Here is a 24,584-nt window from a genome sequence, read left to right as displayed (position 1 = left end):
CTCGATTGCCTTTTGGCTCGGAGGGAGGGCTTGAGCCTTGCCGTGCGAACTGCCCGGAAAGAGGTCGGGCGGTGCCGAAAGGCCACCCCGCAAGCCGAACAGGGGGCGAAGTGATGCTGGAGGTTAGTCGAGATCGTTTCTACGCCACGGTCGGGCAAATGAATGTCCACCCCCGCGCCGAAAAAGACGCCAGCTATTGGGAGACTCCATCGCGTCAACTGATGGGCCGAACTGAACCTGGATACATGCGATGGGCCTAAGCGTTTCTTCATTTCGCCATCCGCCGCCACCCCCTCGGACAAGGAGGGCGGGGAGTGAGCATCGAGCTTGTAGACATCGATGACGACGGCCCGCTGAATGATCTGCTGGACGAGGGTTTCGGCGATAACGGCCCCACGCTCATGACGCTCGGCAAGGCGGTCCAGTGTTGGTCGATAACCAACCTCGAAGCTCGAACGCGAGAGGTCGGCTGGCGCAATGTCGTAGGTCCCACGCTCGGGGAGGCTGCGCTGGCGTTCGCCCTGCCAATCGACCGCATCAAGGCGGCTGTCGAGAACCACTACTGGATGTTCCTGACTGGCGACGGCCCTGAGGCTGATCTGGTCATCGAGCATGAGGGAGAATGACATGACCCACCCCCTCACCCCGCGCGAGAAGGTGGCGCCACCTGCTATGAGCTTGACCATGACCACGCACACGAACCTCCGCGCCGCCAACATCGCTCGCCAGAACGAGTGGGATCAGGACAACCAGATCACAGCCTCCTATCGCGGCAATGAGCTGGCGGGCGAGGTCGGAGAGGCCTGCAACATCATCAAGAAGCTGGAGCGGGAGCGCCTGGGCATCCGCGGCTCAAGAGCAACTGCAGAAGAACTGGCGGACGAACTCGCTGACGTCGTGATCTGTGTTGATCTGATCGCCATGCACTACGGCATCGACCTCGAGGCGGCGATCGCTCGCAAATTCAATGCAACGAGCGAGAAGGTCGGCTTGGAGACGCGATTGGCCTCGACGGGTAAAGCATGAGCGCCCTGGTCCTCATCTGCGTCACCCTCGCGATGTCAGACGGTGACTCTGGCCGGTGTGTCACCGAGGACGGCGAGCGCCACCGCGTCCGGCTGGCCGGGATCGATGCCGGAGAGGTCGCGCCCTTCACCCGCTGCCGCCAGCGGCCAAACGTTTGGGCCTGCTCGCCCGAGGCCAAGGCCAGCGGACCGGCAGCAACCACCCGAGCCCGGCAGCTCGCGGCCAACGGCGCCCGCTGCACCGTCCAGTCCCGCGACCGCTATCAGCGCATCGTGGCCACCTGCACGGTCAACGGCCGGGACTTGGGCGCCATCCTCGTTCGGGAAGGCTTGGCGATCTCTGAGACCAACTACGGCGATCCCTACCGCCAGCAAGAGAACGAAGCCCGAGAGAGAGGAAGGGGGGTGTGGCAGTGAACGATGATCAAGCAAACGACCGGCTGGATGGTGCAAGCGCAATCGCCCGGTATCTCGGTAAGAAAGAGCGCTGGGTCTACTTGGCCCGCGAACAAGGCTGGGCCGTCCCAATCCGCAAGCGCGAGGGTTTCGGCCTCTATGCCTTCCGGTCCGAACTGGACGCCTATCTGCGCGGCGATGACTCATTGCCCTCGCACGCCGCCTGACGGCGAGAGATGACGTAGCGCCCTGACCGTGCATCATGAGGCGCTCTTTGGAAGGCGCGCTCCATGGCCCACGTGAGAAAAGTCATCTACCCACCGCGAGCCGACGGCAGTCGCAAGACGAGCTGGCGCGCTACGTGGGCGGGCCCAGATGGTGACCGGCAGTCGAAGACCTTTGAGACCCAAAGAGACGCGAAAGCGTGGCTGGTCAGCGTAGCGTCCGGACTCGTCGGAGGCTCGTCCCAGATGACGGTCGTTCAGATGGCCGAGGAGCACATTGCATATTTCCACGGCCTAGTACGCTCAGGTGACCGGCGCGCCACCACGGTCAACGGCTATCAGTCGATTCTAGACACTCACGTAAAGCCTCATCCGATCGCCAGGAAGCGCCTTTCAGAACTGCGCGCGCCGATGATCCAGGGATTGTTGGACGACATCGTCAAGCTGACTGGATCAACTTCGACCGCTCGGCGGGTTCGACGTTCCTTTGTGCAGTGGTGCCGCTTCGCTGTACGACGCGGCTGGTTGCTGGCGAACCCGGCCCAGGCCTGCGCTGTGGACGGTGCAGCCTCCACGCCCGAGGAAGAGCCGTTCGAACTGCCTCCGAAGCAGCACCTGAGCGCAATTGTGGCTGCAGCTGCGCAAGGCGACCACCCGGAACGCGATACTGCTGTCGTGCGGATACTCATGTTTGGGGGGCTCCGAAGCTCAGAGCTTCTCGGCCTGGCCGACGAGGCAGCTGTGCTCAAACCTATAGGCGGGCGCCTAAAGGTCAGGGAGCGGCTGGAGTATCAGCACAAGACGCTGGATCCGCCGAAGACTGGCAAGGGGCGCCGCGATGTCCCGATAGGGAAGGAAACATCACTCGCAATCCGCGCTTGGCGTCTGAAGCGTGGCGGCGTCAGGCCGTTCGGCCACATCAACGGAAAGCGTGAAAAAGTCGTCGCCACCGGCCGGCTCTTTCCTAACCCAGCGACCGGCTCGGACGTATGGGGCTACCACGACTTCATCCGGGATTGCTGGATGCCCCTGATGCGTCGCGCTGGCCTTGTGGTCATGGTTCCTGACAGCAAGGGCAAGAACCGACCCCAGGCAGCGTTCAAACCTCACATGCTGCGCCATGTTGCTGTCAGCTTGTGGCTGGCTCAGCGACCACAGCCGACGCCGAAGAAGGTGCAGGAGCTTGTCGGCCACGCCACACTCAAAATGACGATGGACACCTACGGCCACCTTTGGCGTGACGAAGACGAAGACGATGCCATCGCGCAGGCCAGCGAACGAATCATCAGCCAGGTGAACGTCTGAAGAACTTTGCGGCGCTCTCGCGGCGCTCGGAGCATGCGGGAATAATCTGAAAATGTCGGAAAGTCGTGACAAATCAATGGGGTGGCGAAAAGAGCCCCAAAGACCCCTTTCGACCGCCCCAACGGGCCTAACCCGTTGAAAACATTGATGGTGCGAGCGGCGGGAATCGAACCCGCACGACCGAGGTCGAGCGATTTTAAGTCGCTTGCGTCTACCAGTTCCGCCACGCTCGCAGGGCGCGCCTCAGCGCTTCGCCTCCTGTGCCGCACGAGCGGCCCGGAAGTCCACATCTGAATCAGCGATCAGGCGCACCAAGGCCGCCCAGGCGGCGACGTTCTGGGTCATCTGGGCCGGGTCAATCTTGTCCAGCGTATCGTCGGCGGTGTGGTGCAGGTCGAAATAGCGCGTGCCGTCCTGGCGCAGGCCGAAGACCGGAACGCCCGCCTTGGCCAACGGGCCGATATCGACGCCGCCATACAGTTCCGGCTCGCCCGACAGCACGCCCAGCGGGCGCAGGATCCGCTCGGCGATGCGGGCGAAGTCGGATCCCTGCGAGCCGGGCGGCAGACCCAGGGCGTAGACGCGGTCGGCGCCGAAGTCGCTTTCGCCGGCGATGACGTGCTTCTCGACGCCCGCGCCGATGTTGCGGACATAGGCGCCGCCGCCGTTGCCGTGATCGGTCGGCTGGGCGACCTCTTCGGAGCCGTACAGGACCACGCGGACGGTGCGCGCCGGACGGCCCTGTTCGGCGATCAGCTTGGCCGCCGCCAGGGTGATGGCGCCGCCCGCTGCATCGTCGATGGCGCCCGTGCCCAGGTCCCAGCTATCCATGTGCGAACCCAGGACGATGATCTCGTTCGGACGCGAGGCGCCGACGATGTCGCCGATGACGTTCTGGCTGACCGTCTCATAGGTATGGGCGGTGGATTTCAGGCGCAGACGCACCGTCTCGCCCATGCCGACCAGACGCGCCACCTGATCGGCGTCCGGCGCGCTGAGGGCGAAGGACGGCAGCGGCACCTTGCCGTCGACATAGCGGGTGGTGCCGGTGTGCGGCATCCGGTGTTCATCCGACCCGGCCGAGCGCATGACGAAGGCGACCGCGCCGCGCTTGGCCGCCTCGGTCGGCCCTTGGCTGCGCAGCCGCGACAGGGGGCCATAGCCCGAGCCGTCCTGCATCCGCACCATCTGGCCGCCGTCGACCACGGCGATCTTGCCGGTCAGCGACCCGGCGGGCGCGGCCGCCAACGCGTCCAGGCCGTCGAAGAAGACGATGTCCGCTTCAACGCCCTCGGCGGGGGTGGCGATGGAGTGGCCGAGCGCCGCCACGACCAGCTTCTGCGGACGGGCGCCCAGAATCTCGGCGCTTTCCTCGCCCCGCTCCCAGCCGATCAGGGGGAAGGTCTCGATGCGGACGTTCTGGAAACCGTGGGCGCGCATGTAGTCGGCGGCCCAGGCGGCGGCGTCCTGCTCGGCGCGCGAGCCCGCCGGGCGCGGGCCGAAACGGGTGGTGATCTGGGTGACGTAGTCTAGGGCGATATTGCCCCTCAGCGCCTGATCGCGCACCTGCTCAGCGGCGCGGATGGTGCGGGCGTCCTGCGCCAGGACCGGCGTGACGATCAGGCCGAGCGCCACAGCGCTGGCGGCCATAAGACGAGCATTGAACGACAAGTGCGCCTCCCCAACTCAACAATGAGGCGCGGACCCTAGCGGGCGAAGCCTGCGACCGAAAGTCTCAGCTTCGCCGCCAGAGCGGAAATCGAAGGCTCTCGATCACTCGCCCTTGATGAAGGGCTCGACCGGGCCTTGCAGTTTGACGGTCAGGGCCTTGCCGCGGCGGTCGACGCGGTTGCCGACGGCCAGACGGACCCAGCCTTCCGAGACGCAGTATTCCTCGACATTGGTTTTTTCCTCGCCCTTGAAGCGAATACCCACGCCGCGCGCCAGCAGGTCGGCGTCGTGGAAGGGGCTGTCGGGATCGACCGAAAGGCGGTCAGGCAGGGCGTCGGACATGGCAGGTCTCATCAGAAGGCGAAGCGGGCTGAATAGCCGCGCGGACGGGTCGCGACAACCATTCTCCCCCTCCCCTCAATAGCGGAGGAGCCAGACCGCTTACTGCACCGACTGGCGCGGACCGGTCGGGGCGTCGGCCGCCGCCGCATAGGGGCGCGGACCAGTTTCGGCGGGCGCAGCCGCCTTTTGTGCAGGCGGGGTGGCGGGCCGGGCCGCTGGGCGACGCGGCGTCGTCTGGGTCGCCTGAGCGGGCGCAGGCGCGGCTGCGGCGGGTTGAGCGGCTGGGGTCGGAGCCGGAACGGCAGCGGCGGGCGCGGCCACGGCGGCGGCGCGGGCGGCGTACTGCTCGGCCTGGAAGCGTTTGGCCAGCTTCTCGGTCAATTCACGCGCGGCGGCGGGCGGCATCTGAGCCATGATGGCGGCCAAGGTCCGGGGGCGCATGGCCGAGGCGACCGGCAGGCGAACCCCGTCGTCCAGGGTGGCGAAGACCGCCGCCGCCTCCTTGGGACGCATGGCCGAGTAGACGGCGACCAGACGGTCCTCTTCCGCCTTTTCCTTTTCGTCGACCTGGCCGACCAGGGCGCCGATCTCGCTCTTGAGCGCCTCCAGAGCCTGCAGTTTGGCGTCCAGCTTCTGCTCTGCGGCCACCATCAGCGGCAGGGTGGTGGCGAAGTCGGCGTCGCGCGCGTCCAGAGCGTCGCGGCGTTTGGACAGGGACTGGATGATGCGCAGCTCGGCCGGAGAAATCCCCGCCTGCTGGGCCAGTTGTTCAGGCGTCAGAGCGCAGACAGCGGCGGGCTTGGGCTCGGGCCTGGCCCCCTCGCCTTCCTTGACGACGGCTTCCTGAGCCCATGCGGTCGCGCCCTGAAACAGATCCGGCGCCACGCCCGCAGCGCGCACGGCCACGACGCCGCCGATGGCGACGGCGATCAGGGGCAGAAGGCGGGGCAGCTTGCTCATCGGTCAAACTCAGGAAAAAAGCGCATCATCATTGCCCCTCAAGTCGTCCGAGGCCGCGCCTCGGACATAGGGGCCAACATCAAGCAGCGAACAGGTCGTCATCCAGACTACGGCGGGCGCGGTTTAGGCTCTGTTGCGCAGCATGGTTAGCGGCCAGGGCCTGCATCACCGGCGAGGCGCGCTCAGGCGCAGGCGCGGGCTTGGGGGACGACTTGGGCGATGGGGCCTTCATGACCGCGCGAGCGCCTTCGATGCGTTCCATCAGGGCCGCCATTCGGCGGGCGCGGGTCTCGTCGTCCAGCAGGGGCGAGACCGCAGAGGCGCGGGCCGGTTCGGCCTCGGCCGCCGCCTCGATCTCGGCCAGAGCCCTGGCGGCGGCGCGACGTTCGTCCTCGCGCGTTTCGATGCGGCTGTCGGCCGGGCGGGCCGGGGCGCGGGCGATCAGCACCTCCAGCTCCTGCTTCACCGCGCGGGCCTTGATGATGCGGTCGTGCAGCAGGTCCGTCTCCTGGCCCGAGGCGCGCAGGGTGGCCAGGGCCTGTTCGGCGCGTCCGGCGGCGCTGTTCAGCTCGGTCACGGCGGAGGCGAAGGCCAGTTGGCCCTCGCGCAGCGTCTTCAGCTTGCGCTCCAGCTTGATGCCGTAGCCGATGGCCGCGACCAGCAGGAGCATGAGGATGGAGTCGAGAATGATGCCGGTCATGTCAGCTGTTCTCCCTAGCGAGGCGGGCGGCGGCGGCGGTGCTGATGGGGCCTTCGACGCGGACGGCGATGTGCTGGCCCTTGCGGCCCATCTTGCCTGTCGTCAGCGGGATGGATCCCGCGCGCACCGAGACTTCGGACTCAGGCGTCACGTTCAGCATCAGGGTGTCGCCGACCTTCAGGTCCAGCACCTTGGACAAGGGCATCTGCTGCTCGTCCAGCACGCAGCGCACCTCGGTTTCGGTGGTCCAGAGTTCGGTGGCCAGGTGGCCTTCCCAGATGTTGTCGCGGCCGAACTTCTCGCCCATGAACTGCTGCAGCAGCATCTTGCGGATCGGCTCCAGCGTCGAATAGGGCAGCAGCAGTTCGACCCGGCCGCCGCGATCTTCCATGTCGATGCGCAGCTTGACCAGAATGGCGGCGTTGGCGGGGCGTGCGATGGCGGCGAAACGGGGGTTGGTCTCCAGCCGGTCCAGATTGAAGTGGACGGGAGTCAGCGGCTCGAACGCCTGACGCGCGTCGTTCAGGATGACCTCGACCATCCGCTGCACCAGCACCCGTTCGATGGTGGTGTAGGGCCGCCCCTCGATCCGCAGGGCCGCCGTGCCGCGACGCCCGCCCAGCAGGACGTCGACGATGGAGTAGATCAGGTTACTGTCGACCGTCAGCAGGCCGTAGTTGTCCAGTTCCTCCGCCCGGAACACCGCCAGAATGGCCGGCAGCGGGATGGAGTTCAGATAGTCGCCGAAGCGGATGGAGCTGATGGTGTCGAGGCTGACCTCGACGTTGTCGGAGGTGAAGTTGCGAAGGCTGGTCGTCATCAGCCGCACCAGGCGGTCGAAGACGATTTCGAGCATCGGCAGGCGCTCATAGGAGACCAGGGCCGAGTTGATGATGGCGCGGATGCCGCTGCGCTCATCATCGTCGCCGCCGCCCATGTCGAAGCCCAGCAGGCTGTCGATCTCATCCTGGTTCAGCACACGCTCGGACAGACCCGCGCCCAGGTCGGCGCCCAAGTCCGCGCCCAAGTCGGCTTCGCCGCCGAAGGGATCCAGTTCGTTCTCGGGGGCCAGGGTGTCGCTCATTACTGCACGAGCATTTCTTCGATCAGCACAGCGTCGACCTTGCCGGGAGCGGCGATCAGGTTGACCCGGCGCAGGATCTCGGCGCGCAGCTGATACGACCCGGCCGACCCGGCCAGATCCTCGGGGCGCAGTTCGCGCAGGAAGCCCTGGAACATGTCCTGCATTCGCGGCGCCTCGGCCTGAAGGTGCGAGGCGACCGAGGCGTCCTTCATCTCGAGCGTCAGCCGCAGCTTCAGATAGGTCGGGCGCCCGTCCACGGACTGAATGTTCACGATCATGTCCGGCAGGGTGTAGAAGGTCACGCCGTCAGGACCGGCCGCCACCTTGCCGGCGCCGGCGGGCGCCTCGCCCTCCTTGCCGCCGCCGTGACCGCCGCCCTTCTTCTCTTCCTTGGCCGGAGCCGCGTGCCCGCCCGCCGCCTCGGCGGACTTGGGCTTCATCAGCATGAAGGCGGTCGCGCCGCCTCCGCCCAGCACCACCAGCGCGGCAGGAATGATGATGAACAGCAGCGGGATCTTCTTCTTGCCCGAGGCCTCGGCGGCGCCGTCTTCGCCCTCGGCGCCGGGCGCGGCCTCGCTTACGGCGGGCAGGTTGGCGTCGTCGCCGACCGGCGCCTCGCTCTTCTTCTTGCCCAGCTTCAGTTTCAGCATGCCCAAGCCGCCCCGATCCTCACATGCCGGGTGTGGCCTGTTTTGGTTAACGAGGCGTTTACGATCGGCAAATCCTGCCGGGCGCCACGGGGGCTGAAACCCCTCAAACCCCCATTCTACGGGCGTTAACCCTGTTGGCACGGTCGTTGCGACGGGAAGGGGCGAAAGGAGTCCGCTCGTGGAAAACGCCGCCTATATCGGATTGTCACGCCAGATGACGCTTCGCCGCGAACTGGACATCGTGGCAAACAACGTCGCCAACGCCGACACCACCGGCTTCAAGGTCGAGCAGTTGATGGTCGGGACCGAGATCGGCGAGCGCGCGCGCAATGACGCCATCCGCCCCTCGGCCAGCTTCGTCCTGGACAAGGGCGTCGGCCGCGACTTCGGCCAGGGCGCGCTGAAGCAGACCGGCCGCGACCTGGACTTCGCCATCGAGGGCGAAGGCGCCTTCTTCACGGTGCAGACTCCGACCGGCCCCGCCTATACCCGCGACGGCTCCTTCGTCACCGATCCTGAGGGGCGGCTGACGACCAAACAGGGGCTGCTGGTCATGGCCGACGGCGCCGAGCTGGACCTGGACCCGCAGCGCGGCCCCGTCAGCGTCGCCCACGACGGCACGGTCAGCCAGCAGGGCCAGCCGATCGGCCGCCTGACCGTGGTGCGTTTCGACGACCTGTCGGTGCTGCAGAAATCGGGCGACGGCCTTTACCGCAACACGTCCGGCGCCGAGCCGATGGAGGCGACCGACGCCCAGGTCCGTCAGGGGACGCTGGAAGGGTCGAACGTCAACACCCTGATGGAAATCACCAACCTCATCGAGATCAACCGCGCCTATGAGCGCGTGACCAAGATGATCGAAAACACCAACGACCTGTCGCGCCGCTCGATCGAGCGGCTGGGCCGGGTTTCGTAAGGGAGAGCTGAGACATGCGCGCGCTTCGCACCGCCGCCACCGGCATGGCCGCCCAGCAGCTGAACGTGGAGGTCATCTCCAACAACATCGCCAACATGAACACGGTTGGCTTCAAGCGTCAGCGGGCCGAGTTCCAGGACCTGCTGTACCAGAACGTCGAGCGTATGGGGGCCCAGTCCTCGTCGCAGGGAACCGTGGTGCCGACCGGCATCCAGATCGGTTCGGGCGTGAAGGCGGGCAGCGTCTACCGCATCACCGAACAGGGCAGCCCCAACCGCACCGGCAACACCTACGACATCGCCATTCAGGGCAAGGGCTATTTCCAGATCACCCTGCCCTCGGGCGAGCTGGCCTATACCCGCGCGGGGAACTTCACTATCAACGGCGAAGGCCAGCTGGTGACGGACGACGGCTATGCCGTCGAGCCCGCCATCGCCATTCCGCAGGATGCGCTGGACGTCACCATTTCCAAGTCGGGCCAGGTCCAGGTGACCACCCAGGGCGAGCCTGAGCCGCAGGTCGTGGGCCAGCTGGAGCTGGCGACCTTCTTCAACGAAGCGGGTCTGGAAGCCATCGGCGACAACCTGCTGCTGGAGACGGCGGCCTCGGGCCCCGCCACGGTCGGCGTGCCGGGAGAGGTCGGCTACGGCAATCTGCTGCAGCACTATACCGAAGCCTCCAACGTCGACGCGGTCAGCGAAATCACGGCGCTTATCGTGGCCCAGCGGGCCTATGAGATGAACTCCAAGGTCATCACCACCGCCGACGACATGCTGGCCGTCACAGCCCAGGTGAAGAGCTAAGCCATGAAGCGCGCCCTGATCCTCGCCCCCGTCCTGACAATCGCCGTCGCCGCACTGGCTGCCCCCGCATGGGCCGGGCCGGTCAGCCTTCTGCCCGATCCGGTCGACGATGACGGCCGCATCACCCTGGGCGAGTTGTTCGACAACGCGGGCGAGGCGGCCAGTGTCGTGGTCGGCCGCCGCGTCGGCCCCACCGCCGTGCTGGAAGCCTCTCAGGTACAGATCGCGGCGCGCCGCGCCGGGCTGGAATGGAGCAACCCCAACGGCCTGCGTCGCATCGTGGTGCGTGAAGGCGGCGCCGCTGCGGCCGAAACCTCTGCCCGTCCCGCCATCGCCAGCGTCGGCGCATCCTCGCGAGCGAGCGCCAGCGTCGAGGTCCTGACTTACGCCCGCAGCCTGGCCGCCGGCGAGGTGGTGCAGCCCGAAGACGTGATCTGGGCCTCGGTCCAGTCGCACCTGGCCCCGGCGGGCGCGCCCCAAGACGCCGAAGTCGTGATCGGGCTTCAGGCCAAACGCGCCCTGCGCGCCGGTTCGCCCGTGGCCCAGCGCGACCTGGCCTCGCCCCAGGTCATCGCGCGCAACGACATGGTCGAAGTGGCCTATCTGAGCGACGGCGTCGAACTGACCGTCACAGGCAAGGCGACGCGCAACGCCTCGGCGGGCGAGGCCGTGCCGATCCTGAACGTCCAGTCCAACCGCACCATCGACGCCGTGGCCGTAGCGCCTGGTCGGGCCATCGCCGGTCCCGCCGCCCAGATGGCCCGCCGTAACCCGCAACAGTTCGCCTCCCGTTGAGCGAGAGAGACATCATGCGCACCCTGCCCCTCATCGCCCTGTCCGTGTCCGCCCTTTCGCTGGCCGCCTGCTCCACCGCCATCGAGGCGGTGAAGGGCCCGGAGCTGGCGCCCATCGGCTATCCGGCCGCCCTGGTTCCGGTCGAGCAGGCCTATCTGCCCGAACCGACCTCGGCCAGCGCCAACAGCCTGTGGCGCACCGGCGCGCGCAGCTTCTTCGGCGACCAGCGGGCCCGCCGCGTCGGCGACATCCTGACCGTCGCCATCGACATCAACGACCGCGCCCAGACCCAGAACTCGACCCAGCGCAACCGCACCAACAGCGCCTCGGGCGGCGTCACCAACTTCTTCGGGCTGGAGAACAGCCTAGGCCGCGCCTTCCCCGGCGGCTTCGACGCCGCCAACATGATCGGCACGCAGGGCGCGGCGAACGCCAACGGCTCGGGCAGCGTCAACCGCTCGGAGCGGGTCAACCTGACGGTGGCCGCCGTGGTCACCGCCGTCATGCCGAACGGCAATCTGGTCATCCAGGGTCGGCAAGAAGTGCGCACCAACCGTGAAGTGCGCGAACTGACCGTCGCCGGCATCGTCCGGCCCGAGGACATCTCCAGCGCCAACACCATCCGCCACAGCCAGATCGCCGAGGCGCGCATCAGCTATGGCGGGCGCGGCGACATCAGCCGGATGCAGGCGACGCCCGCCGCCCAGTCCCTGGTCGAGCGTCTCAGCCCGTTCTGACCTGCGTTCACCGAAACGTGTGATTCCAGCCGCACCGCATCACTGAATCGCGCGCGGCCCAGCGGAGCCGTGAACTCTTAACAAGCGACCCGCGTTTGCTCTGTCGAACGCGAGTGAGCTTGTCATGCGTAAGAGCCTCTTTCCGATCCTGGCCGCCGTGTGCCTGGCCGCCGTTGCGGCCCATGCGGCGACCCATGCGCCTTCGGCGCCGCGCGGCGGAACCGAGCCCGCGGCCGGCTGGCATATGCTGCGCGAGGGCTCGATGGCGAAACTGGCCTATGGCCTGCCGGATTCGGACCAGCTGGCCCTGATGCTGACCTGTGCGCCGGGCGAGAACTCGGCCGTGGTCTACGGCGACGTTCAGCCGCGAAGCGCAGGCCTGATCCTGGCGTCGCACGGGCCTCAGCCCGTCGATCCCCTGTCGAACGGAGAGGCCTTTGAAGCGCGCCTGCCGCTGGGCGATGCGGCCCTGACGGGACTGGCGCGCGGCGGGCGTATGGCCGTGCAGACCGAGGCCGGCGACCGTCAGCTGACCGCCACTCGCGCCGAGCGGCGTCTGGTTCAGGGGTTTCTTAGCTATTGCGCTTCGGGACACGCGTGATCACAGTCCCCCGGTTTTCCTCAGCGGGGGCTGAAACATGACCTCACTGCTCGGCCTGTCCCAGGCCATGCTCTTCGCCCTGGCCGTACAGACGGCGCCTCAGAGCGGAGCCCAGCCGCCGGCCGAACGGCCTCAGGCCGCGACGCCCGCGCGAACGCCGCGCCCGTCGGAGGGGTGGACTTGGACCCTCTACAGCGGCGACGGACCGCTGGTTCTGGCCAATGAGATCCCGGACACGCCGCGTCTGCGCACGACGCTGGAATGCGCGCCGGGCTCAAGCATCGTGCGGCTGGCCTTCCATGACACGCCGGGCGCCGACGGTTTCGCGGTCATCCGCTCAGGCGCCGCTTCGGCCGAGGTCGAGGCCCGCGCGCGACGCGGCCGACTGGAGGCGGTGCTGCGCGCCGATCACCCGGTCTTCGCCGCCTTCCTGGCCTCCGGGCGGCTGACGCTCACGCTGGGCGATCAAGCCGAGGCCATAGAGATCGATCGGGCGAATCTGCCCAAACTGCGCCGCTTCGCCGAACTGTGCACCGGATAGGGATCAGGATGCGCCTCTCTTTCTGGCTGACCGCCGCAGCCGTCGCCGCCGTGTCCGCCCTCGGCGCCTGCGCGCCCACAGTCGCGCCTATGGCGACCAGTGCCGCACCCCTGCCTGTGGACGGGTAAGACTGGTTCCTGAACGAGGATCCGGACGAGCCCCGCCTGTCCTATGGACTGGCCCAGTCCGACGACGTGCCGCTCAGCCTCATGTGCGCCCCCGGATCGGGCAAGATCGGCCTGTCGCTGGCCGCCGACCGGACGCCGCAGCGCCTCGCCGTGACGCTGGAATCGGGCGGCGACACCGAGACCTTCCCCGCCCGCGTCGAAGAAGCGGTCATCCACGACGGCGTTCATCTGGTCGCTACGGCGCCCGCATCCCATCCGGTGTTTCAGCGCTTTTATCGCCTCGGATGGCTGGCCGTATGGAACGGCGACCAGCGGTCGATGATGGCCGCCCAGCCGGGATCGGAAGGACGCGCCGCCCGCTTTCTGGAGCGGTGCCGCTAAAGACTTGACCGCAGCGGCGTCGTCCGCTCCCTTCCCCGCCTGCTCGTGGGAGGGCTTCAAGTCATGCGTCATCTTCTTCTCGTCGCCGGTATCGGCCTGTCCGGCCTTGCAGCCGCAACCGCCCTGCCTGCGCAGGCGGCCGTTGCTCAAAGCCAGTCCAGCGCCGCCGCGCTCGACGCCCTGCTGGTCGATTACGAGGCCTACCTGCGCCAGAACGACCCGATCGGCTCGGGCATGGACGGCGACCGCCCCGCCCTGTCGCGCCTGCCCGACGCCAGCCGCGCGGGCGAACTGGCCCGCCGCGCCCCGCTGAACGCCCTAAAGGCGCGGCTGGACGCCATCGACCCGGCCTCGCTGGACGAAGCCCACCGCCTGAACCACGCCTTCGTCGGCTATCTGATCGGCCGCGAGCTGGAACAGATCGAACTGGATCTGCACCGTCTGGCCTTCGATTCCGAAGGCGGCCCCGGCCAGCTCATGGCCTATCTGGCCCCCGCTGCGCGCATCGCCACGGCCGCCGATGCCGAGGCCTGGCTGAAGCGTCTTGAAGCAGCGCCCGCCTATTACGACGCCGGGATCGCCAACACCCGACGCGGGCTGGAGACCGGCCTGATCCAGGCCCGTTCGGTCGTCGACAGCGCCCTGGCCCAGGCCGAGCGCGACCTGACGCCGGGCGAGGCGGGCGACGTCCTGCTGCGCCCGTTCAACGCCCTGCCCGCCTCCATCCCCACCGCGCAGCAGGACCAGTTCCGCGCCCGCGCCCGCGCCCTGGTCGAGGGACCGATCACCGCCCGCCGCACCGCCTGGCGCGACCTGCTGCGCGACGAATATGCGCCCAAGGCTCCTCAGGAGCCGGGTCTGGTCCACCGCCCCGGCGGCCGAGACATCTACGCCTTCCTGGTACGCAGCAATACGACCACCGACCTGACGCCCGATCAGGTGCACCAGATCGGCGTTGAGGAAGTCGCCCGCATCCGCGCCCGCATGGAGACTGAGATGCGCGCCGCGGGTTGGACCGGCGACTTCGCCAGCTTCCTGAACTTCCTGCGCACTGACCCGCAATTCTACGCCCAGTCGCGCGAGGAACTGCTGGAGAAGGCGTCGGAGATCGCCAAACGCTCGGACGACCGCCTGCCGTCCCTGTTCGCGACCCTGCCGCGCCTGCCTTACGGCGTGCGTCCGGTCCCGGTCGAGATGGAGGAGACCTACACCACCGGCCGCTACAACGCCGGTTCGATGGCGATGGGCGTCGCGGGCGGCTACATCGTCAACACCGGCAAGCTGGACCAGCGGCCCCTGTATGAACTGCCCGCCCTGACGGTGCACGAGGCCGTGCCGGGCCATCACCTGCAGATCGCCCTGCAGCAGGAAGCCGCCGACCAGCCCTATTACCGCCGCGACGCCTCGGTCACCGCCTTCAGCGAAGGATGGGGCCTGTATTCCGAATTCCTGGGCGAGGAAATGGGCATCTATCGCACGCCCTATGAGCGGTTCGGCCGCCTCAGCTATGAGATGTGGCGCGCCTGCCGCCTGGTGGCCGACACCGGCCTGCACTGGCTGGGCTGGAGCGAGGAACAGGCCCGCGCCTGCTTCCGCGACAACTCCGCCCTGTCGCCGCACAACATCGAAACCGAACTGCAGCGCTACATCGGCGATCCCGGTCAGGCCACGGCCTATAAAATCGGCGAGATCCGCCTGCGCGAGATCCGCAGCCGGGCCGAGCGCGAATTGGGCGATCGCTTCAACGTGCGGACCTTCCACGACGCCCTGCTGGTCGACGGCGCCCTGCCGCTGGCCCTGCTGGACGTCCGCATGGACCGCTGGATCGCCGAACAGAAGGCGAAGTAACGCCCGCCTCTCCTCCCCATCACATGGGGAGGAGAAGACCCAACTCTGCTCGGGCCTTCTTCGTCAGCCTGGCGGCGATCAGGGCGTGGGCCGATTTCAGATGGTCGGCAAGCTCGTCGTCCGGCCAGTCGCCCGGATCGGCCAGATGCACCCATTTCGCCCGCGCCAGATAGGGCGCCGGCGCTGCCCGCCCCTCCTCGGTCAACACCTCATAGGCGATGTCGGAGACCTTGAACGACAGCCCGCCTTCGGCCCCGATCAGGGCGAACATCTTGCCGCCGACCTTATAGGCGTCATGACCCGGCCCGAACGGATGATCCATCGTCGCCCCCCGGCATCGCCAGGCAGACCTTGCCGACGCCCGCGCGGTCCATCCTAGGCCCCGACGCCTAGGCCGATGGGACAAACCACGCCCGTCCCGCCGATGCCGCAATAGCCCGCCGGATTCTTGGCCAGATAGCCCTGATGGTAATCCTCGGCGAAATAATACGGCCCTGCCGGTTCGATCTCGGTCGTGATGGCGCCGCGCCCCGCCGCGCTGAGCGCCGCCTGATAGGCGTCACGCGAAGCTTCCGCCTCCGCCTGCTGCTCATCATTCAGCGTATAGATGGCCGAGCGATACTGGGTGCCCAGGTCATTGCCCTGACGCATGCCCTGCGTCGGGTCGTGGTTCTCCCAGAAGGCCTTCAGCAGATCGCCGTAGGTGATCTTGGTCGGATCGAAGACCACCTGCACCACCTCCGTATGGCCGGTGCGGCCCGAACAGACCTCTTCATAGGTCGGATTGGGCGTGATGCCGCCCGCATAGCCCGCCGACGTGACCCATACGCCCGGCAACTGCCAGAACACCCGCTCCACGCCCCAGAAACAGCCCATGCCGAACACGGCCGTCTGCATCCCCGCGGGGTGCGGCCCCTTCAGCGCGTGGCCGAGAACGAAGTGAGTCTCATCCGTCGTCAGCGCCTCAGCCCGGCCCGGCAAAGCGGTCTCAGGCGTGGGCAGTTCAGCATTCTTCTTCAACAACATGGCGAGAACTCCGCGAAAACATCGTCTGCGCCTATATGGAGGCTTCAAGAGCGCTTGCCCATGGGGTCGTCATGCTCTAATCAGCCCCTCCCGTCGGTCCGCTCCCGACGGTTCCGCCCCGGACGCATCCGGGCTTCAGGTGGAATGGACAGGTGGCCGAGTGGTTGAAGGCGCACGCCTGGAACGCGTGTATAGGGGCAACTCTATCGAGGGTTCGAATCCCTCTCTGTCCGCCACCACCATAATAATTCCCTTTGTTTTCAATCAGTTACGCGTTGATTTGGCTATTTTCCCGTTCGGGTTAGCCAAGTTTTGTTCGCCTTGTGTGCCGCCGATCATGGCGAAAGCCGCTGTCGCCAGCAGACCCAGGCACAGTGCGGGAGGCGCCGATCTCGACCTTGGTCGTCACGCCGTTCGCCGCCGCCTCATACTCCGCGGCGAACTGCGCGGAGCTCAGCAAGCCGTGAAGATAGACCGGGCGCCGACCGGCCTTGCGATATCATATCTGAGAGTACCCTTGCCGGTCGCGAAAGGCGCTCTCATGCGGAAAGCCGATTACCTTATTCGCCTGCCGCCTTTGTCCACGTTTGCGCCTAAGGGCCATTTCCAGAAGCGCCTCGGGGGTTCCAATGCCTCCTCCTCACAGAAAGGCAACGACCGCGCACATACGGGACAGGTTGATGATTATCAATCAAACGAACGGCCTCGGACGAGGCTAGCCTCAATGTAGGCCGTCGCTGAGAACGTCAAATTGACTACCCTATCTCGTCAGATAGTTTGACAAAATATCCAACTACTGCGCCAATCCCCTCATCTCGCATTCAGAACGAGAACAACGGAGGGATAGGATGAAATTCTCACACTGGCTCAAGTGCGGCGCGGCCCTGGCCATCGTCGGCGCATCGCCCGTCATGGCGCAGGAGGCCCCGGCCTCCGAACCCCAGGCCGCCGCCGTCGCCGACATCGTCGTCACGGCTCAGCGCCGGGAACAGCGGCTGCAGGACGTGCCCCTGGCGGTCAGCGCCTTCAGCATGGAATCGCTTGAGGACGGCAAGGTCGAGAGCCTGCTGAACCTGGACGGCAAGGTGCCCAACGTGGTCCTGGCCCCGGTCGGCGCCTATCCCTTCGCCAGCGCCTTCTACATCCGCGGCCTCGGCTACGCCGACGTCGAATCCAGCTTCGAACCGTCGGTCGGCGTGGAGTTGGATGGCGTCTATCTGTCGCGCAACGTCGGCGCGGTGCAGGACTTCTTCGACATCGGCGGCGTGACCATACTGCGCGGGCCGCAGGGAACCCTGTACGGCCGCAACACAATCGGCGGCGTGGTCAGCGTCCAGTCGCGACGCCCCTCCTTCGACTTCGGCGCCCGCGCCCAGGCGACGTTCGGCTCCAACGGCCGCCAGGAACTGCGCGCCGGCGTGGAAGGCGCCCTGGTCGAGGACAAGCTGGCCGGGAAATTCTCGTTCCTGACCAAGACCTACGACGGCTACATCAAGAATTACGACGGCCGCGACATGGGCGCCCAGGACGTCACCTCGATGCGCGGCGCCCTGTTGTGGACCCCGACGGCGAGCTTCGACGCCACCCTGATTGTCGACTACACCAAGGACAAGGGCACCGGCACGGCGTTCGAGAACGCCAGTCTGCCGTCCATGGTCCTGCCGGGGTTTGGCGAGCCGGCCGATACGGACGGCGATCCCTTCCTCAGCCACGTCGGCGACGACATCTTCTCGGACCTGGAGGCCCTGGGCGTCACCCTGAACGCCAATTGGGATCTCGGCCCGGTCAAGCTGACCTCCATCACCGGCTATCGCAAGACCGACACCGAGGTGCTGAGCGACTTCGACGGCACGCCTACGCCGTTCATGACCGTCCACCGTGACGAGACGCACGACCAGTTCAGCCAGGAACTGCGCCTCGCGTCCAACACCGACGGTCCCCTGACCTATGTGGTCGGCGCCTATTACATGACCCAGGAATACGACATCGCCACGGGTCAGTTCGGCACGGTGTTCGGTTCGCCGACCGCCGGATCGACCATCTACACCCAGCAGAAGGCCGATTCCTGGGCCGTGTTCGGCCAGGCCGACTATGAGGTTCTGCCCGGCCTGACCGTGACGGCCGGCGGCCGCTACAGCAAGGAAGAGAAGACCTTCACCACCCAGCCGCTGTTCTATCCGAACGCGGAGACGTTCGAAGCCAGCTTCGACGATTTCTCGCCCAAGGTCGGGGTCAGCTACAAGTGGTCTGACACCCTGATGACCTACGCCCAGTATTCGCGCGGCTTCCGCGCCGGGGGCTTCAACGGTCGGGCCGGGTCCTTCCTGGCGGTCGGTCCCTATGACTCCGAAACGGTCGACTCCTACGAAGTCGGCGTGAAGAGCGATCTGTTCAACCGCCGTCTGCGCCTGAACGCCGCCGTCTTCACCAGCGACTACCAGGACATGCAGCAAAGCGTGCAGCAGTTGATCCCCGGCACGCTGATCAACCAGACGCTGGTCTCCAACGTGGGCGCGGCCACCATCTCGGGCTTCGAGGCCGAGGCCACGGCGTTGCTGACCGACGTCTTCACCATCTCGGCCAGCGTCGGCTATCTGGACGCCAGCTATGATGAGTTCATGGCCGATCTGGGCGACGGTCTGGGCGTCATCGACCGCACCTATCTGCCGATGCCCTACGCTCCCAAATGGAGCAACAGCGTCACCTTCAACTACAAGGACGACTTCGACTTCGGCCGGGTCACGGCTCAGGCCAGCGTGCGGCACATGACCGACATGTACACCAGCTTCAGCACCCTGAACGCCACCACTGACCTGACCATGCGTCAGTCGAACACCGTGGTGGACGGCAGCCTGTCGCTGGAACTGCCGGACGGCCGCTGGCGCGTCAGCCTGTGGGGCAAGAACCTGACGGACGAACTGGTGATCAACAACACCTTCGGCGTCGGCAACCTGCTGGCCTCGCGAGTCTATCAGCCGCCGCGCGAGATCGGCGTCGATCTCAGCCTGACGTTCTGATCATCGGGGGCCGACGTCGCCAAGGCGTCGGCCCCTTCGACCTCAACTTCGTTCTTCGAGCCGCCATGACTTCCTCCTCCGAACTGATCGGACGGGCGCACGATCTGCTGCCCACGCTCAAGGCCCGCGCGGCCGAGACCGAGGTCCTGCGCCGTCCGCACGACGACACCATTCGCGACCTAATCGATGCAAGCATCGTGCAGATGCTGGTCCCCAAGCGTTGGGGCGGCGCCGAAACCGATCTGAAGACGGTCTATGAAGTCGTCGACGTCCTGGCGCAGGGCTGCATCTCGACCGCCTGGATCGCCTCCTTCTACATCGGCCACAACCTTTACGCCGCCAAGCTGACGCCCCAGGCGCAGGATGAGCTGTTCAGTCCGCGCGGCTTCGTCCTGCTGCCGGCCGCCACCGCTCCGACCATGAAGGCCGAACCCGTCAAGGGCGGTTGGATCATCTCCGGCCGCGCGCCCTGGGGCTCGGGCGTGATGCACGCCGACTGGGTCATGGTCTCTGGGATGACGCACGAGAAGACGCCGCGCAGCTTCGTCATGCCGGTCGCGGACGTCGCCGTCGTGGACACCTGGCGCTTCACGGGCATGGCCGGAACGGGCTCCAACGACATCGTCGCCGAAAACGTCTTCGTGCCCGACCACCGCTCCATCGACGGCGTCGCCCTGCGCAAGGGGGCGACGGAGGGCACGGCGCTTTACGACAATCCGCTATACGCCATCCCCCTGGTGCCCATGTCCTACACGACGATCATTCCGGTGCTGACCGGCGGGCTGAAAGGCGCCCTGAGCGCCTTTGAAGCCATCGTCGACCGGCGCGTGCGCAACTTCTCGGGCGACGTGGTCAAGGATCAGCAGCACGCCCACATCGTCATGGGCGAGATGCAGATCGCGACGCGCGCAGTGGATGTTCTGGGCCGCGCCCACATCGACCGCACCGAGGCCCTGGTACAGAGTGGATTCACCACCGAGGACCGCATCGCCCTGAAGGGATCGGCCGCCTATCTGGCGCGCACCGGCCGCGAGGTCATACAGGCGATGATGGCCGCCGCCGGCTCGTCCAACTATCACCACGACCAGCCGATCCAGCGCTTCTGGAGAGATCTCGCGACCGTCACGTCCCACGCCTTCTGGGACTGGGACATCGCCCGCGAACAGGTCGGCCGACGCCATTTCGGCCTGCCGATCAGCCACCCGATCGTCTGACCTGGAGCCGATCCCGATGACCGCACCCGACGATGACCGCATCTTCGCCCTGGCCGATCGTTTCATCGCGGCCATCCAGGCCGGCGATATCGAGGCGGTGAAGGCCTGCTATCATTCCGAAGCCGAAGTCTGGCTGAACACCGCAGGCGTCGCTGTGAACCGCGAGGCCAATCTGGCCGTCCTCGCCGCCTTCGCCGCCAAGACTTCAGAGCGTCGTTATGAGGACCGCCGCGTCCGCATCCTGCCCGACGGCCCGAACCGCCCAGGCGGTTACGTGCAGCAGCACGTGCTGCACGCCACGCACAAGGCGGGACCGGTTCTCATCCTGCCCGCCGTTCTGGTCTGCCAGATTCAAGACGACCGCATCATCCGGCTGGAGGAGTATTTCGACTCAGCCCCGCTTATCGCCTGGCGCGCCCAGGCCGACGCGGCCGCCGCCTGATGCGCCCGCCCCCCTTCCCGCCCCAGTATCCAGGAGTTCGCGGATGACCACCGCCCCGCCCCCTTCCGCCGCGTCGCCCGCCGTGCCCGCGCGTCCGCGTTACGCCATCTACGTCGTCCTCGTGCTGATGGTCGCCTATATGTTGTCCTTCATGGACCGGGTGCTGATCAGCCTGATGATCGACCCGATCCGCAGCGAACTGGGCCTGGGCGACACCCAGGTCGGCCTCCTGGTCGGTTTCGGCTTCGTGCTGCTGTATTCGATCATGGGCGTGCCGTTCGGCTCGATCGCCGACAACGGCAACCGTCGCAACCTGATGGTCGGCGGCGTCCTGGGCTGGAGCGCGGCCACCGCCCTCAGCGGCTTCGCCGGCGGCTTCCTCAGCCTTCTGGCCGCCCGCGCCATGGTCGGCATCGGCGAAGCCACCCTGTCTCCCGCCGCCTATTCCACCATCGCCGACCGCTTCGAGAAGCGAAAGCTGGGCTTCGCCGTCAGCCTCTACAACATGGGGGTCTCGCTGGGCGGAGGCGCGGCCATGCTGTTCGGGGGCGTGCTGGTCGCCTGGGCGATGGCCACGGTCATCCCCATGCCCTGGGGCGAACTGACAGGCTGGCGCCTGGCCTTCGTCGCCGTGGGCCTGCTGGGCGTTCCCCTCGCCGTCGTCATGCTGCTGACCGTGCGGGAGGCGCCGCGCCGTCAGGGCGCCGCCAAGGCTCCGCCGCTGAGCGCCCTGTGGGCCCTGGCGATGAGGCACAAGGCTGCTTTCGGCGCGGTGGTCATCGGCTACTCCATCATCGTCATCGCCGCCTATGGCGCCATGCTGTGGGCGCCCGTCCACTTCGCCCGCGCCCATGGCATGAGCCCGGCCCAACTCGGCCTGGCCTTCGGCGTCATCATCGGCCTGTTCGGCACCATCGGCCTGGCGGTGGGCGGCCTTCTGTCCGACCGCCTAGCCAAGCGCGGCCACGTCGACGCCCCGGTGCGTGTGGTCCTAGCGGCGGCCGTGATCCAGTTCCCGTTGATGATGGGGGCCTATCTGGTCAGCGACACGACCGTCGCCCTGATCCTGGCGGCCGCGGGCATGGCCACGGTCTCAACCATCGGCGGGCTGCAGGCCGGCACGCTGCAGATCCTGACGCCCGCCACCATGCGCGGGCGAATGACCGCCATCTATCTGCTGGTGGCCAACATGGCCGGCATGGGGCTGGGCCCGCTGCTCACCGGCTTCGTCAGCGAGCACCTGTTCGACGGCCCGACCAGCCTGGGCAAGGCCCTGGCCCTGGTGACGGCCCTGTCGCTGACGATCGGGATCTGCCTGCTGCTGCTCGCCCGCAAGGCCATCATCGCCGCCGTACAGGACAACGACCGCGCCGAGGCGGAGGCGGTCTGACGTTCCGGCCTATCCGGTCGATGAAAAACCCCCGCTGGGTCGTTCCGGCGGGGGTTTCGTCTTCAAGCGCCGGGAACCGGCTCAAGGCCGATCGTTGCCTTGGCGCACCGCCGACAGCATCCTGTCTCCGAACAACACGGACCACTGCTCGGCCGTCAGCGTCATGTGACGCGCCGCAGCGGGATGATCGGCGGCGACCGCGCCTGCGGTCTTCACGGCGTCACGGGCGCCGACCCGGTCGAACCAGGCCTTGAGACGGGGCCATTCGGCGATGTCCATGTCGATGGCGCGGCTGGCGCGCACCCAGGGCCAGCAGGCCATGTCGGCGATCGAATATTCCTCGGCCAGATAGTCCGCCTGCGACAGCCGCGTCTCCAGCACGTCGAACAGGCGTCGCGCCTCGCGCGTGTAACGCTGGACCGGATAGTCGTCGGGCTCGGGACAATAGCGCAGAAAATGGTGGGCCTGACCATGCTGCGGCCCCAGGCTGGCCATCTGCCACATCAACCAGCTCACCGCCGTATGCCGTCGGCGCGGGGCGTCTGGCAGAAAGCGCCCGGACTTCTCGGCGAGATACAGAAGAATGGCGCCCGACTCGAACAGGGCCAGCGGCTCGCCGCCTCCGATCGGCATGTGATCCACTAGGGCCGGCAGGCGACGGTTGGGGTTGATGGCGCCGAACTCGGAAGTCAGGTGCCGTCCTTCGAACAGGTTGTATTGTACTACGCGGTGCTCAAGCCCCGTCTCGGCGAGCATGATCGCCACCTTGTGCCCGTTGGGCGTGTCGCATCCGTGCAGGTCGATCAAAGCCGGCCTCCGTGAGATTGGGGTGTGTGAGTGCGTAAGGGCCGATCGTCAGGCCGTCTTCGCGTCTTTCCAGTACTCGTCGCGGATCAGCCGCTTGTAGAGCTTGCCCGTATCGTGGCGGGGCAGTTCGCGCATGAAGTCGAACTGGCGCGGCAGCTTGATCCCCGACAGCGACTGCCGCGCCCAGGCGGACAGTTCCTCGGCGAAGGCCGGCGTGGCGTCGGCCCAGTCGGCCGGCTGGATCACCGCCACCACCCGCTCGCCCATCTCGGGACAAGGCGCGCCGATCACGGCGGCGTCGGCCACCCTGGGGTGCTGGATCAGCAGGTTCTCGATCTCTTGCGGATAGATGTTCACCCCGCCCGAGATGATCATGAAGCTCTTGCGGTCGGTCAGGAACAGATAGCCGTCCTCGTCCAGCCGCCCCACGTCGCCCAGGGTCGTCCAGCCGCGCGCGTCATAGGCGGTGGCCGTCTTGTCCGGATCGTTGTGGTATTCGAACGGGTGGTCGCCCTCGAAATAGATATTGCCGACCTCGCCGGGCGGCAGTTCATTCCCCTCATCGTCGCAGATATGGACCACGCAGAAATTGGCCTTGCCCACCGAGCCGGGCTTCTGCAGCCACTCCTGCGAGTTGATGATGGTCATGCCGTTGCCTTCGGTCCCGGCGTAGTATTCCACTAGGATCGGGCCGAACCAGTCGATCATCGCCTGCTTGACCGGCATGGGGCACGGGGCCGAGGCGTGGATGGCCAGCTTCAGCGTCGAGACGTCATATTTCGCGCGCACCTCATCCGGCAGTTTCAGAATGCGGATGAAGTGGGTCGGCACCCATTGGCTGTGTGTGATCCCATGCTGGTCGATGGCCGCCAGGGCCAATTCGGCGTCGAACTTATCCATCAGCACCACCGTGCCGCCCAGATGCTGCACTCCCATCGACCAGCGCAGCGGCGCAGCGTGATACAGCGGCGCCGGGCACAGATAGACGCTGGCCTCGTCCACGCCAAAGCGGGTCTTGGCCACCACCGTCGTCATCGGCATGGCGGCGATGTCGCCATCCACGGGCAGTTCCGGCCGGATGCCCTTGGGCCGTCCCGTCGTGCCCGAGGAATAGAGCATCTCACCGCCCGCCACCTCATCGGCGATGCGGGTCGAAGGCTGGCCCGCGACCTCATCCTCCCAGACCCGAAAACCCGTCATGGCCCCGCCCAGCGAGAACAGCACCAGGTCGGACAGGCTGGTCGGCAGCGCAGCGGTGTTCGGCAGGTCGGCTCCGGCGATCAGCACCTTGGCCCCGCAGTCGCGGGCGATGTAGTCGATCTCGGCCAGAGTCAGGCGCGACGACAGGGCGACGAAGTAGAGTCCCGACCGCTGGGCCGCCCAGGCGAGGGCGAAATAGTCCGGCGTATTGTCGAGACAGACGGCCACGGCGTCGCCAGGCCGGAGCCCCAGCGATCGCAGCAGATGCGCCGCCCGGTTGGAGTCGTCCTCCATCTGACGGAAGGTCGTGACAGCCCCTGTCTGCGCCATGATGACGGCGGGCTTGTCGGGCGTGGCGGCGGCGAAATGGCTGGGGTGCAT

The 24,584-nt window shown here is 66.9% G+C and carries 27 protein-coding genes and 2 tRNA genes; 18 read left to right on the top strand and 11 right to left on the bottom strand.

Annotated features, from left to right (window positions below; all coding sequences use genetic code 11):
- Positions 1-314: 314 nt before the first annotated feature.
- From D1604_RS12500 to D1604_RS12485, 5 genes are all read left to right on the top strand, one after another.
- The gene (locus D1604_RS12500) at positions 315-626 is read left to right on the top strand and encodes a hypothetical protein (RefSeq protein WP_119413554.1); all 312 of its coding nucleotides are present in this window, start codon (positions 315-317) and stop codon (positions 624-626) included.
- 1 nt (position 627) lies between these two features.
- Positions 628-1,026: a MazG nucleotide pyrophosphohydrolase domain-containing protein gene (locus D1604_RS12495; protein ID WP_199683777.1), complete on the top strand. Its 399-nt coding sequence runs from the start codon at positions 628-630 to the stop codon at positions 1,024-1,026.
- Complete coding sequence (locus D1604_RS12490; RefSeq protein WP_119413553.1) at positions 1,023-1,442, top strand: thermonuclease family protein; 420 nt, start codon at positions 1,023-1,025, stop codon at positions 1,440-1,442. The genes D1604_RS12495 and D1604_RS12490 overlap by 4 nt, the downstream gene beginning before the upstream one ends.
- Positions 1,439-1,648 carry a hypothetical protein gene (locus D1604_RS15660; RefSeq protein WP_147399914.1) on the top strand — a complete coding sequence of 70 codons (210 nt, stop codon included), beginning with the start codon at positions 1,439-1,441 and terminating at the stop codon, positions 1,646-1,648. Before D1604_RS12490 ends, D1604_RS15660 begins: the two co-directional genes overlap by 4 nt.
- A gap of 243 nt (positions 1,649-1,891) precedes the next feature.
- On the top strand, positions 1,892-2,950 hold the full coding sequence (locus D1604_RS12485) for a tyrosine-type recombinase/integrase (protein ID WP_158584932.1): 1,059 nt from the start codon (positions 1,892-1,894) through the stop codon (positions 2,948-2,950).
- Between the two features lie 148 nt (positions 2,951-3,098).
- Here D1604_RS12485 and D1604_RS12480 read toward each other — a convergent pair.
- The 7 genes from D1604_RS12480 to D1604_RS12450 form a co-directional block, all read right to left on the bottom strand.
- Positions 3,099-3,183: transfer RNA gene (locus D1604_RS12480), tRNA-Leu, on the bottom strand.
- A 10-nt stretch (positions 3,184-3,193) separates the two neighbouring features.
- On the bottom strand, positions 3,194-4,600 hold the full coding sequence (locus D1604_RS12475) for a M20/M25/M40 family metallo-hydrolase (protein WP_119413551.1): 1,407 nt from the start codon (positions 4,598-4,600) through the stop codon (positions 3,194-3,196).
- A gap of 123 nt (positions 4,601-4,723) precedes the next feature.
- Positions 4,724-4,963, bottom strand: coding sequence for a DUF3297 family protein (locus tag D1604_RS12470; protein ID WP_003169732.1), 240 nt, complete (start codon positions 4,961-4,963; stop codon positions 4,724-4,726).
- A 99-nt stretch (positions 4,964-5,062) separates the two neighbouring features.
- Positions 5,063-5,923 carry a MotE family protein gene (locus tag D1604_RS12465; RefSeq protein WP_119413550.1) on the bottom strand — a complete coding sequence of 287 codons (861 nt, stop codon included), beginning with the start codon at positions 5,921-5,923 and terminating at the stop codon, positions 5,063-5,065.
- Positions 5,924-6,002: 79 nt separating this feature from the next.
- Positions 6,003-6,623 carry a DUF6468 domain-containing protein gene (locus D1604_RS12460; protein ID WP_119413549.1) on the bottom strand — a complete coding sequence of 207 codons (621 nt, stop codon included), beginning with the start codon at positions 6,621-6,623 and terminating at the stop codon, positions 6,003-6,005.
- A 1-nt stretch (position 6,624) separates the two neighbouring features.
- Entirely contained in the window at positions 6,625-7,707 is a 1,083-nt protein-coding gene (fliM, locus tag D1604_RS12455) for a flagellar motor switch protein FliM (protein ID WP_119413548.1), read from the bottom strand.
- Positions 7,707-8,357, bottom strand: coding sequence for a flagellar basal body-associated FliL family protein (locus D1604_RS12450; protein ID WP_119413547.1), 651 nt, complete (start codon positions 8,355-8,357; stop codon positions 7,707-7,709). Before D1604_RS12450 ends, fliM begins: the two co-directional genes overlap by 1 nt.
- A gap of 178 nt (positions 8,358-8,535) precedes the next feature.
- Between D1604_RS12450 and flgF the strand changes: the two genes are divergently transcribed.
- The 8 genes from flgF (at position 8,536) to D1604_RS12410 (ending at position 15,107) form a co-directional block, all read left to right on the top strand.
- Positions 8,536-9,273: a flagellar basal-body rod protein FlgF gene (gene flgF / locus D1604_RS12445; protein ID WP_024354813.1), complete on the top strand. Its 738-nt coding sequence runs from the start codon at positions 8,536-8,538 to the stop codon at positions 9,271-9,273.
- A gap of 14 nt (positions 9,274-9,287) precedes the next feature.
- Positions 9,288-10,076 (top strand): flagellar basal-body rod protein FlgG, encoded by a 789-nt coding sequence (gene flgG, locus D1604_RS12440; protein ID WP_024354814.1) that lies wholly within the window; start codon positions 9,288-9,290, stop codon positions 10,074-10,076.
- Between the two features lie 3 nt (positions 10,077-10,079).
- Positions 10,080-10,871, top strand: a complete 792-nt coding sequence (flgA, locus tag D1604_RS12435; RefSeq protein WP_119413546.1) for a flagellar basal body P-ring formation chaperone FlgA — start codon at positions 10,080-10,082, stop codon at positions 10,869-10,871.
- 14 nt (positions 10,872-10,885) lie between these two features.
- Positions 10,886-11,608, top strand: a complete 723-nt coding sequence (gene flgH, locus D1604_RS12430; RefSeq protein WP_119413545.1) for a flagellar basal body L-ring protein FlgH — start codon at positions 10,886-10,888, stop codon at positions 11,606-11,608.
- Between the two features lie 124 nt (positions 11,609-11,732).
- Positions 11,733-12,209 carry a hypothetical protein gene (locus D1604_RS12425; RefSeq protein WP_119413544.1) on the top strand — a complete coding sequence of 159 codons (477 nt, stop codon included), beginning with the start codon at positions 11,733-11,735 and terminating at the stop codon, positions 12,207-12,209.
- A gap of 37 nt (positions 12,210-12,246) precedes the next feature.
- Positions 12,247-12,750, top strand: a complete 504-nt coding sequence (locus D1604_RS12420; protein ID WP_119413543.1) for a hypothetical protein — start codon at positions 12,247-12,249, stop codon at positions 12,748-12,750.
- A gap of 209 nt (positions 12,751-12,959) precedes the next feature.
- Positions 12,960-13,259: a hypothetical protein gene (locus D1604_RS15940; RefSeq protein ID WP_233552083.1), complete on the top strand. Its 300-nt coding sequence runs from the start codon at positions 12,960-12,962 to the stop codon at positions 13,257-13,259.
- Positions 13,260-13,322: 63 nt separating this feature from the next.
- The gene (locus tag D1604_RS12410) at positions 13,323-15,107 is read left to right on the top strand and encodes a DUF885 domain-containing protein (RefSeq protein WP_119413542.1); all 1,785 of its coding nucleotides are present in this window, start codon (positions 13,323-13,325) and stop codon (positions 15,105-15,107) included.
- Positions 15,108-15,126: 19 nt separating this feature from the next.
- Here the strand turns inward: D1604_RS12410 and D1604_RS12405 are convergent, their stop codons facing one another.
- Entirely contained in the window at positions 15,127-15,429 is a 303-nt protein-coding gene (locus D1604_RS12405) for an MmcQ/YjbR family DNA-binding protein (RefSeq protein WP_199683775.1), read from the bottom strand.
- Positions 15,430-15,482: 53 nt separating this feature from the next.
- Entirely contained in the window at positions 15,483-16,133 is a 651-nt protein-coding gene (gene msrA, locus D1604_RS12400) for a peptide-methionine (S)-S-oxide reductase MsrA (RefSeq protein WP_119413541.1), read from the bottom strand.
- Positions 16,134-16,279: 146 nt separating this feature from the next.
- Here msrA and D1604_RS12395 point away from each other — a divergent pair.
- From D1604_RS12395 to D1604_RS12375, 5 genes are all read left to right on the top strand, one after another.
- Positions 16,280-16,369, top strand: a tRNA-Ser gene (locus D1604_RS12395).
- Between the two features lie 612 nt (positions 16,370-16,981).
- Positions 16,982-19,150 (top strand): TonB-dependent receptor, encoded by a 2,169-nt coding sequence (locus D1604_RS12390; protein WP_119413540.1) that lies wholly within the window; start codon positions 16,982-16,984, stop codon positions 19,148-19,150.
- A 65-nt stretch (positions 19,151-19,215) separates the two neighbouring features.
- Positions 19,216-20,364 carry a hypothetical protein gene (locus tag D1604_RS12385; RefSeq protein ID WP_119413539.1) on the top strand — a complete coding sequence of 383 codons (1,149 nt, stop codon included), beginning with the start codon at positions 19,216-19,218 and terminating at the stop codon, positions 20,362-20,364.
- Between the two features lie 16 nt (positions 20,365-20,380).
- Entirely contained in the window at positions 20,381-20,806 is a 426-nt protein-coding gene (locus D1604_RS12380; protein ID WP_119413538.1) for a nuclear transport factor 2 family protein, read from the top strand.
- A 43-nt stretch (positions 20,807-20,849) separates the two neighbouring features.
- The gene (locus D1604_RS12375; RefSeq protein ID WP_119413537.1) at positions 20,850-22,196 is read left to right on the top strand and encodes a spinster family MFS transporter; all 1,347 of its coding nucleotides are present in this window, start codon (positions 20,850-20,852) and stop codon (positions 22,194-22,196) included.
- A gap of 81 nt (positions 22,197-22,277) precedes the next feature.
- Here D1604_RS12375 and D1604_RS12370 read toward each other — a convergent pair whose 3' ends face one another.
- Both D1604_RS12370 and D1604_RS12365 read right to left on the bottom strand, forming a co-directional pair.
- Entirely contained in the window at positions 22,278-23,003 is a 726-nt protein-coding gene (locus D1604_RS12370; RefSeq protein WP_119413536.1) for a glutathione S-transferase C-terminal domain-containing protein, read from the bottom strand.
- A gap of 48 nt (positions 23,004-23,051) precedes the next feature.
- Entirely contained in the window at positions 23,052-24,584 is a 1,533-nt protein-coding gene (locus tag D1604_RS12365; protein ID WP_119413535.1) for an acyl-CoA synthetase, read from the bottom strand.

The sequence above is a fragment of the Brevundimonas sp. LPMIX5 genome (assembly GCF_003576505.1).
In the GTDB taxonomy this organism is placed as follows: domain Bacteria; phylum Pseudomonadota; class Alphaproteobacteria; order Caulobacterales; family Caulobacteraceae; genus Brevundimonas; species Brevundimonas naejangsanensis.
This window is presented reverse-complemented; position numbering and strand designations above follow the sequence as displayed.